The organism is Anaerocolumna sp. (genome assembly GCF_032079385.1).
Classification (GTDB): Bacteria; Bacillota; Clostridia; order Lachnospirales; family Lachnospiraceae; genus Anaerocolumna.
Genome location: NZ_DAMAUC010000031.1, coordinates 42,066 through 52,361, shown reverse-complemented (window position 1 = coordinate 52,361; position 10,296 = coordinate 42,066). Strand labels below are relative to the sequence as shown.

The 10,296-nt window shown below is 34.4% G+C and carries 10 protein-coding genes; 7 read left to right on the top strand and 3 right to left on the bottom strand.

Features of this window, described 5'->3' with window-relative positions; all coding sequences use genetic code 11:
* Window positions 1–7: 7 nt before the first annotated feature.
* The 3 genes from RT261_RS18540 to RT261_RS18530 form a co-directional block, all read right to left on the bottom strand.
* On the bottom strand, window positions 8–730 hold the full coding sequence (locus RT261_RS18540) for an NUDIX hydrolase (RefSeq protein ID WP_313134605.1): 723 nt from the start codon (window positions 728–730) through the stop codon (window positions 8–10).
* A gap of 606 nt (window positions 731–1,336) precedes the next feature.
* Complete coding sequence (locus RT261_RS18535; protein ID WP_313134604.1) at window positions 1,337–2,011, bottom strand: peptidoglycan recognition protein family protein; 675 nt, start codon at window positions 2,009–2,011, stop codon at window positions 1,337–1,339.
* Between the two features lie 140 nt (window positions 2,012–2,151).
* Window positions 2,152–2,631 (bottom strand): deoxycytidylate deaminase, encoded by a 480-nt coding sequence (locus tag RT261_RS18530; protein ID WP_313134603.1) that lies wholly within the window; start codon window positions 2,629–2,631, stop codon window positions 2,152–2,154.
* Window positions 2,632–2,900: 269 nt separating this feature from the next.
* Here RT261_RS18530 and RT261_RS18525 point away from each other — a divergent pair, with 269 nt between their 5' ends.
* The 7 genes from RT261_RS18525 (at window position 2,901) to pnpS (ending at window position 10,269) form a co-directional block, all read left to right on the top strand.
* On the top strand, window positions 2,901–3,824 hold the full coding sequence (locus RT261_RS18525) for a phosphate ABC transporter substrate-binding protein (protein ID WP_313134602.1): 924 nt from the start codon (window positions 2,901–2,903) through the stop codon (window positions 3,822–3,824).
* Complete coding sequence (gene pstC, locus RT261_RS18520) at window positions 3,824–4,744, top strand: phosphate ABC transporter permease subunit PstC (RefSeq protein ID WP_331665532.1); 921 nt, start codon at window positions 3,824–3,826, stop codon at window positions 4,742–4,744. Before RT261_RS18525 ends, pstC begins: the two co-directional genes overlap by 1 nt.
* 82 nt (window positions 4,745–4,826) lie before the next feature.
* On the top strand, window positions 4,827–5,972 hold the full coding sequence (pstA, locus tag RT261_RS18515) for a phosphate ABC transporter permease PstA (protein ID WP_313134601.1): 1,146 nt from the start codon (window positions 4,827–4,829) through the stop codon (window positions 5,970–5,972).
* Between the two features lie 129 nt (window positions 5,973–6,101).
* Window positions 6,102–6,860 (top strand): phosphate ABC transporter ATP-binding protein PstB, encoded by a 759-nt coding sequence (pstB, locus tag RT261_RS18510; protein ID WP_313134600.1) that lies wholly within the window; start codon window positions 6,102–6,104, stop codon window positions 6,858–6,860.
* Between the two features lie 214 nt (window positions 6,861–7,074).
* Entirely contained in the window at window positions 7,075–7,734 is a 660-nt protein-coding gene (gene phoU, locus RT261_RS18505) for a phosphate signaling complex protein PhoU (RefSeq protein WP_313134599.1), read from the top strand.
* A 52-nt stretch (window positions 7,735–7,786) separates the two neighbouring features.
* On the top strand, window positions 7,787–8,485 hold the full coding sequence (locus RT261_RS18500; protein WP_313134598.1) for a response regulator transcription factor: 699 nt from the start codon (window positions 7,787–7,789) through the stop codon (window positions 8,483–8,485).
* Window positions 8,486–8,517: 32 nt separating this feature from the next.
* Window positions 8,518–10,269: a two-component system histidine kinase PnpS gene (pnpS, locus tag RT261_RS18495; RefSeq protein WP_313134597.1), complete on the top strand. Its 1,752-nt coding sequence runs from the start codon at window positions 8,518–8,520 to the stop codon at window positions 10,267–10,269.
* The last annotated feature ends 27 nt before the right edge of the window (window positions 10,270–10,296 follow it).

Here is a 10,296-nt window from a genome sequence, read left to right as displayed (position 1 = left end):
TGTAGTTTTATTTTACATCAGTTTGAAGGTTTACACAAACTTTGGGATACTCCCGCCCCTGCTTCTGATACTTTGTTAAAATAATTAAATCCTGTATGTAAATAATAGAATGACCGTCACCAACCACACGAATAATACCGATTAACTTATTATTATCCCAAAGAGATACTACTCTAAGAGAATTATCATAAGCAAGTTTTAGCATGTCAATATTATTAGTATAATTACTCCAGCCTGCATCCTTATATAAATCAATTAAATCAGAAATATCAGGAATAATATTATCCTTGATTTCTATATTATTTGCAAAGTCTTTTGACTTAATAAAAGATTCAATCTTGCCTAATAACATCGGCTGAATATTTGGATAAGTCCATTTATCCGGCAATTGCTCAAACAATTCGACTCTTTCTATCTCTGATTCAGGTAACTGACCAAACTCTGTTATATCTGCATAAAATAACATACCAAAAGATTCAGTGATTCCGTCAAAAAAAGAATAAACACATACTTCTTCTAAAGTATATGTAACTGCCCCGGTTTCTTCATATAATTCTCTTCTGGCTGTGGTTACAATATCCTCATTCAATTCTCTATGCCCACCAGGACATTCATATGTTGTACGTTCCCTATGTTTACAAAATACCCATTTACCATCCGATTTGGATACGATTACAGCAAACTTTAACAGTGAATCCTCTATATGATCATAAAAATTAACTTTTACCATCTTTTTCTCTCCTAACATTATTTTATAATTAAAAACGTTTAGAAGGAATCGAACTTTATCCTTCTATTATAAAGAAGAACATCGCAATTTTCCCATTATTTATACCCCCATGCTTATTCATGAATATATCATTTTACCATATATCTTAAAATGATATGAGCCACTAGTATTATACAATAAACGAGATAATATATACAATTAGCTCAGCAAACCTAGCTAATTTTCCAATTATCATTAAATTCCTATAAAAGAAAACATTAACCCATTTCATCACACAGCTTTGCCCCCATAAAATTAAATTGACCTTAGAGAGCAGGGGCGGCTAACTATTTATAGTGACTTTGCGAAATTCGTTATGGTTCTTATACTATAGGAATCGCGCCAATATTTAAAAATTGTGATGTTTGAGCCGGGAGAAGCCCGGCGAGTTCGCAATTTTTAAATATGCTTTAAGCGATTACTATAGTATTAGAACCATCGAATTTCACTACGGAACAATAAATAGTTAGCCGCCCCTGCTCTCTAAGGTCTGACTAACCTGAATTAGGCAAAGCGTCCTAAAGCGTCCTAAAGCGTCCTAAAGCGTCCTAAAGCGTCCTAAAATCTTTATTTACGCTTCATATAATCAGCAACATCCGTCTTTAATTTCTCCCAGGCATCCTCATGATCTACATAGTACAGCGGACAAAGCTTTCCGGAAACATCATAGTGCCGGATAATATCATCCGTCTTTAAGCGATATTCCGTACATATCCAACTCAGCAAAGCAACAAGAGATTTGTAAGTCTTATCATTGAATTTACCAGTTTCATCCGGATGGCAGCATTCAATGGAGATGGTATCTACATTTCTGTCGTTAGAGGCATAAGATATTTCATCTAAGGGTATACATTGAATGATTTCCCCTTCTAAGCCAATTACAAAGTGGCTGCTGGCAGAAGTGGTTTTATTAATTCTAAGATTTTCAAAGTAATTTCGGTTTGCTTCTCCCGATGTAGCAGGATTAGCTGTATAATGTACCACTACGCTATTGACTTCCTTTAAAGGAATTTGTGGTCTGGAATATTCATTTGGTGTTAATAACATTTGTTCCACTTTCCTATTGCCTATACTGGTTAATGTCTTTGGAATTTTTTTATAGTGAGCAAGATTTTGAAGTTTAATTCCATATAAAATGCCGATTCCCAATAGAAGCATTATTATAGAAGTAGTAAATACTAATTTTACTTTTCTACGGAGCCGTTTTCTCCGTAATGATTTTTTACTATATAATTTATTCATTGAAAAGATAACCTTTCTTTTGGAATATTAACTATGAAAATTCCATGAGTATACTTATTTTATATAAATATTAAAGTAAACTCATGGAATATGTATTCATTATACTTCTTTAAAGCTTATAAGCAATTACTAATTATGTTTTATAAAGATAATACAATATCCTGATTCAACGGTTCATATTGTCGATAACGAACTCCAGTAGAATTCAACATTCGTTTTGCAGCTTTTACTGCATCTGTTTCAGCATATTTATCACTCATGTATATAATTTCCGTAATTCCTTTTTGAATTAATGCCTTGGTACATTCGTTACAAGGAAACAAAGTAACATATATTTTGGCGCCTTTCATATGAATGCCTGTATAATTAAGAATTGCATTCATTTCTGCATGGCAGACATAAAAATATTTAGTATCTAATGCAGAGCCTTCTCGTTCCCAAGGGTACTCATCATCAGAACAACCGATGGGCATTCCGTTATAACCTACAGAAAGTATTTTATTATCTTCGCTGACAATACAAGCACCAACACAGGTACTGGGGTCTTTACTCCGTTTTGCAGATAACAGGGCAATGCCCATAAAATATTCATCCCATTTTAAGTAATTTGATCGTTTCATTTCTTCCTCTTTTCTGCAGTTGTAGTTAAAAACTATATAAAACATATTTTAACATAGGTATTGATAAATGTAAATTATTTATGCTATCAGAGCAGAACATGAATAGAATCCTGTCAATTCAAAGAATAATACCAATAAATATAATTTTACAAAAACTTTACATTACAAAAATAACATTATAACAATTCGGGTATAAAATTCGAATTGTAAGTTAGGAAAAGAAAATGAAATTAAAAAGAAATCAGGGGGAATCCCTAAGGAGGAAGAAAATGAAAAAATTCTTTAATATGAAAAAAATTATAAGTTTTATGTTAGTATTCACTATGATGTTTGTTCTGTCGGCTTGCGGTAAAAAAGAAAAACCGGATGAAAATAAAAATAATACAGAAGAACAAACGCCTGAAGCAACAGAAACACCTACTGCAACAGAGACACCGAAAGAAACAGAGACGGCAGCACTTGCAGGAACCGTTAGTATTACAGGTTCCACTTCAGTAGAAAAAATTCTCATGGATATGATTAATGATTTTACAGCATTTAATCCTGATGTGAAAATCAATTATACAGGAACAGGTTCTTCTGCCGGTATTACAGATGCTATGAATGGAGCAAACGACATTGGAGCATCTTCCAGAAACTTAAAAGATGAAGAAAAAGGATTGGAACAAGTAGTATTTGCATATGACGGAATTGCAGTAGTTTTACATCCTTCCAATAAAATAGCGGATTTATCCATTGATCAGATACTTAAAATCTATAGTGGCGAGATCACTAACTGGAGTGAATTAGGCGGTAATGATGCAGATATTATCGTAGTATCCAGAGAAGGTGCATCCGGTACCAAAGGAGCATTTGAAGAATTAATTAAACTTGAAGATGCCGGTGGCCTGGTAGAAAGTACCACAGTAGTAGAAGGTAATGGTAACGTACAGGCAACAGTAGCAGGAAATGAGAATGCAATCGGTTATGTTTCCTTCTCCTTCATTGATGAAACAGTAAAAGCAGTTACGGTAGATGGTGTAGCAGCTACACCGGAAAATGCAAAATCCGGAACCTATGTATTATCAAGACCATTTATACTGGTATATAATAAAGATACCGTATCATCGGAGGCAGCAGCATTCCTTGAATATGTAGTAGGAGCAGATGCACAGGAATTTGTAGAAGATCACGGAGGCATAAGAATAGACTAATGAAACAGGAAGGCAAAAAAGAGATGGTAGCAAAACAGCAAAAAGATTATAAAGAAAAAGTATTTCAATTTATATTCTTGTTCAGTGCGCTGATTAGTGTAGTAAGTGTTATAGCCATTATTGCCTTTGTATTCTCAAAAGGTTTAAAACCTTTCTTTGGAGAAAATGCATACAGTTTCTTAGATTTTATAACCGGATTAAAATGGGATCCCGGTGCAGAAAATTACGGAATATTTTATATGATCGTGGGATCAGTATTAGCAACCCTGGGTGCAATTGTACTCGGGGTTCCCATTGGTTTATTAACGGCTGTATTTATTGCTGAAATTGCTCCAAAGAAAATAGTGGCTATTATCAGACCGGCTATTGAATTGTTAGCCGGAATTCCTTCCGTTATATACGGAGCATTTGGACTTGGCGTCATTGTACAGCTAATTAAAAAAGTTTCCCCTACCGGTCAGGGTGAGTCTTTATTAGCTGTTATTTGTGTATTAACCATAATGATTTTACCAACTATAATTACCCTTAGTGAAAGTAGTCTGCGTGCAGTGCCTAAATCTTACAGAGAGGCCTCCTACGGACTTGGTGCCTCAAAGATTCAGACCATATTTAAAACAGTGGTACCTGCAGCCCGTTCCGGTATACTTTCTGCAACAGTACTTGGAATTGGCAGGGCTATGGGTGAGACGATGGCTGTTATGATGATTGCCGGTAATAATATCGGTGGGCTGCCAAATAGTATTTGGTCAAAAATCAGACCTTTAACTTCCAATATTTCTATGGAAATGAGCTATGCCTCCGGAAGACATCAGGATATGTTATTTGCGACAGGCGTTATATTATTCCTATTTATATTAGTAATAAATACAGTCTTAATTAAAATAACCAGCAAAATGGGTAATGCAAATTCAAAGAAATAAAAGAATTTGAATAGGTAATTAGTACTTTGTACAATTGCCATTAGTATTAAAAAGGTGCTAAAGCACCGGAATTGAGGATACTATGATGAAAAATAATAATACAAAATTAAAGGACGGCATATTGCAAGGCTTGATTTACCTTTCGGCTGCTGTTACAGTTACCATTCTTGTAGTTATTATAGGATTTGTTTTTTATAAAGGTCTGCCGGGTGTAAATCTTAAGTTTATGACCAGAATGTGGGATGATGAAACTACAGTTGTAGATGTTAATAGAAGAAAAAACAGTGACAGTGACGGGGAATCAGATTATGTGAAATCTCTGGGGATTCATATTGGGCTGGAGGATAAAAATATTGTAATTAAGTCCATCGACAGTAATTCTCCTGTAAAAGATGCCGTTAATATGAAAAAAGTTCCTTACAAACTGAAAACCGGGGATGTGATTGGAAAAGCGGGAAATACTAATTTTAAAAACATAACTTTAGAGGAAGCTAAGAAAGCTTTAGACGAAGGAACAGAGTCCATAAGAATGAAGGTAACAAGAACCGGCGGAGGCATACTTCCTATGCTGGTGTCTACGATTTATATTATAAGTTTGACCTTAGTAATTGCTGCACCTATTGGTATTTGTGCGGCTATTTATCTTAACGAATATGCCAAACCGGGAACAATGTTAAATATGATAAGATTTGCCATTCAGAATCTGGCAGGTATTCCTTCTATTGTATACGGATTATTTGGTATGCTTGTTTTTGTACAAACTTTAAAATTATCTTATTCCGTATTAGCTGGTGCATTAACATTAAGTATTATGTTACTGCCAACTATTATCTCAACAACTGAAGAAACCTTAAAAGAAGTTCCTATGACATACCGGGAATCCTCTATGGGGCTGGGTGCAACTAAATTGCAGACAATAAGTAAAATCATTATTCCCAGTGCTCTTCCGGGCATATTGGTAGCTATTATATTAAGTATCGGCAGAATTGTAGGTGAGTCAGCTGCATTAATATGGACAGCAGGAACTATTGCCCAGATTCCAAAATCCTTAGTAGGAAATGAGGCGTCAGCTGCAACATTAACGACAAAAATGTATTGGCTCATTAAAGAAACAGCAGATTTGGAACAGGCATCTTCTATCGCAGTAGTACTTATTGTTTTGGTAATTGCTCTGAATATGCTTTCTAAATTAATAACAAGAAAATTCCTGAAGAAGCGTACCAGTTAATAATAGATTGGAAAAATTAATTTTATAAAAGTATTGGATGTGATATGCAAATATATTCAAACAGACAATCATTCTATTTGAAAAAATAAAATAATTTTAATTGAGGATAAGTAAACAGGAGGAAACAAGGTGAAAGACGAAACTAAATTCTCAGTAAAGGATTTGAATTTGTATTATGGCAATTTTCAAGCCTTGAAGAATATAAATATGGATTTATACAAAGGCCAAATTACTGCCTTTATCGGACCATCCGGTTGTGGTAAATCTACATTTTTAAAAACAATTAACAGAATGAATGACTTAGTGGAGGGGGTCAAAATAACAGGCAATATTACTATGGATGGTGTTGATATCTATCAGGATATGGATGCCATTACGCTAAGAACCCGCGTGGGAATGGTATTTCAACAACCTAATCCATTTCCTATGAGTATTTATGACAATGTTGCTTATGGACCAAGAATTCATGGAATTCATAAAAAGAGTGTATTAGATGAAATAGTGGAAAAATCATTAAAGCAGGCTGCAATTTGGGATGAGGTAAAAGATAAATTAAAGAAAAGTGCTCTGGCTGTGTCCGGCGGACAGCAGCAAAGAATTTGTATTGCTAGAACTTTAGCTATTGAACCGGAAGTTATATTAATGGACGAACCTACTTCAGCACTGGATCCTATTTCAACTTTAAAAATAGAAGATTTGGCTACAGAATTAAAAAAGAATTATACAATTATTATTGTAACCCACAATATGCAGCAGGCCGGCAGAATATCTGATAAAACTGCCTTCTTCCTAACCGGTGAAGTTATTGAATACGATAGTACGGAACAAATTTTTAATTACCCTAAGAACAAAAAAACAGAAGATTATATTACTGGAAGATTTGGTTAAAATGTCTTTAAAACATATGTAGAAGATGGTAAAATATAAATAAGAAATAGTATTATCCATTATTGAGATGCCTATTAGCGGCATTATGATTGGAAGGCTGAAAGAAAATATAGATATAGAAAGGTTGCCACAAATTCATTCTTTCAACCGTTTATATGTGGCGGTATCGTATCTGTAAGACAGAGTATCACATCTGCAGACAGATGGATATGAAATGGGTATAAAAATGAGACAAAGCTTTATTGCACAACTAGAGGAATTAAATAATAAAGTAATAAAGATGGGAAGCATATTAGAATTATCCACTAATGAGATGATTGATGCTTTAGATGCTATAGATGTTGAAAAAGCAAAAAAAATCATTGCAAGGGATGATGAAATCGATTTATTAGAGCAACAAATCGAAAGGGAATGCATTAATATACTTGCGAAGCAACAACCCCTGGCAACGGATTTAAGAAAAATAACATCCATTATGAAAATCATTACGGATGTGGAACGAATTGCCGACCAATGTGCGGATATATCAGAATATATAATAAAATTAAGCAAAATGCCCAAGACAAAAGCCCCGGCAGATTTAGGGAAAATGATTGAAGCAATGAAGAAGATGGTTATCGATACCATTGACAGTTTTGTAGAAGCGGATATAGAAAAAGCATCAGCTGTTATGGAAGCAGACGATGAAGTGGATAAATATTTTGATAATATCTGTAAAGAGTTATCTGAAATAATGCAAAAAGACCCAAGTGTTGTTCCTCAAAGTATCTGTTACTTAATGGTAATAAAATATTTAGAAAGAATGGCTGACCATGCTACGAATATTGCTGAATGGATAACTTTTATTGTAACAGGTGATTTGGTGCTTGGCTGATTGTTAAATAAAAGGCCTAATGAGAAAATATTAGGCAGAGGAGATGGAACGAATGAAAACAATTTTAGCTGTGGATGACGAAGAACATATCTTAGAATTAGTTTCTTACAATTTAGAGCAGGAAGGTTATCACGTATTAAAGGCTGAAACCGGTGAAGATGCTCTTGCAATATTAGAGAATCAAAAAGTGGATCTGGTATTATTAGACTGGATGTTACCGGGAATTGACGGAATTGAAGTATTAAGAAGGATTCGAGGCAATAAACAGTTTCGTAAACTGCCGGTTATTCTTCTTACAGCAAAAAGTGATGAAATAAGCAAAGTAGTAGGCTTAGAAGTAGGTTCCGATGACTATTTGGTAAAGCCTTTTGGTGTTCACGAATTAAATGCAAGAATAAAAGCAGTTATGCGAAGAAGCGAAGGTAGTTTTGAGGAAGATGAAACCGGAAAAGAAGATAAAATAATCATTGATTATTTGGAGATTAACCGAACCAGAAGAAGCGTTATGGTGAATGGTAATTTGGTGGAACTATCTTATAAAGAATTTGAACTATTATATCTATTGGCAAAAAATCGTGGAATTGTATTTACAAGGGACAATCTTTTAGAAAAAGTATGGGGTTATGATTATATTGGTGAGACAAGAACCGTTGATGTTCATATCAGTAATTTACGTAAAAAGATAGAATTAGATGAAAGTCAGCCTGTATTCATAAAAACGGTTAGAGGCATGGGATATAAATTTGCTTAGAAAGGCACCAAAGTGCCGGAATCGAGGATATCATGCAGAGAAAGTTATTGGTTAGCTTTGTGGCTATTATATTTATTGCAATAGGTATCTCTATTGGTTCTTTTTGGATCAAGGGTTATCAGTTTATTGATATGCAGAGCCAGGAATTTCACCTGACACAGGCACAATTAATCGGAGACATATTTTCGAAAGAGCCCTTTGCTTCAACCAAAGATTTTCATGCCTTTGTAGAAGAATACAGTGAAAAATACAGTATAAGAATTACAATTATCTCAAAATCAGGCGAAGTACTTGCAGATTCCAGCACATCTGAACATTTGGAAAATCATAAGGACAGAGAAGAAATTATAGGGGCTCTAAAGGGAGAAAGTGTAACGGTAAACCGGTATTCTCAAACCATGAAAAAGGGCTATTCCTATAGTGCGGTACCTGTCTCTAATGGAGAGTTTAATGGAGTACTGCGTGTGTCTTTGCCTTTATCTGCCTTATCTAAATTCGATAATGAGCTGTTTCAAGCGACAATCTATTCAATTATTATATGTTTCCTGATTGCTACTTTTGCAGCACTTGTGTTTACTAATTTTTTGTTAAAGCCTATAGATGAAGTAACCAAAGCGGCTGTAAGGATTTCAGAAGGAAATTATAAAACAAAAATCTATACAAGGGAAAAGCACCAGATTGGAAGATTGGCCGGTGCTTTTAATACTATGACAACCAACTTAAAAGAAACCATTGACAGTCTTACTCAAAGAAATATTGAGCTGGAGGCTATGTTAACTAGTATGGCAGGTGGTGTTGTCGCCATTGATGACTCCAATGAGATCTTATTTTTTAATAAAGCATTTGATGATATTGTAAAACCCATAAATAATAAAATGAAAGGGCAGTCTTTATATAATGTATTAAGAAATGCTGCTATATTTGATGCCATAGATGAGGTACGAAAAACCAATGCCAATGTTACCATGGAAGGAATGCTGCTGTCCGATACCAATAAGAACATACGGGTTACAGCAACGCCACTGGGAAGAGAAGATAAAAAGTGGTTTGGAGTATTGCTTATTATTGAGGATATAACACAGATCAAGAAGTTAGAACGTATGCGAAGCGACTTTGTTTCCAATGTAACCCACGAATTAAAGACACCCCTTACTTCCATTCGGGGATTTATCGATACCTTAAAAAATGGTGCAATCAAAGATGAAAAGGTTGCAACTAAATTTATTGATATTATAGATATTGAAGCGGAACGTTTGTCTGGTTTGATACAGGACATTTTACTGCTATCAGAGATTGAATCTAAAAAAGATTATGATACGGAACCAGTTGATATAAACCAATGTGCTTTAGCCGTTATTGATCTATTGGAACCAAAACTTAACGGTAAAGTTGAAATCATATTTGAACCACAATCAAAATTAAGACCATTTATTTGTAACCCGGGACGAATGAAACAATTGCTTATTAATTTATTGGATAATGCAATCAAGTATACGGAAAAAGGTACGGTTTCCTTAAGCTGTAAAGACGAGGCGGGCAAACTTTTAATTAAGGTTAAAGATACAGGAATCGGTATGGAAAAAGAACATTTATCCAGAATATTTGAAAGATTCTACAGAGTAGATAAAGGAAGAGCCAGAAAACAGGGTGGAACCGGTTTGGGCTTATCTATTGTAAAACATATTGTAGAATTATATAACGGAACTATTTATGTAGACAGCCAATTAGGCGAGGGAACGGAATTTGTGATTTTATTACCTTATAGTTCCGAGAATGAATCATAACTGTATAAAATTAAAGAACTGGCATGT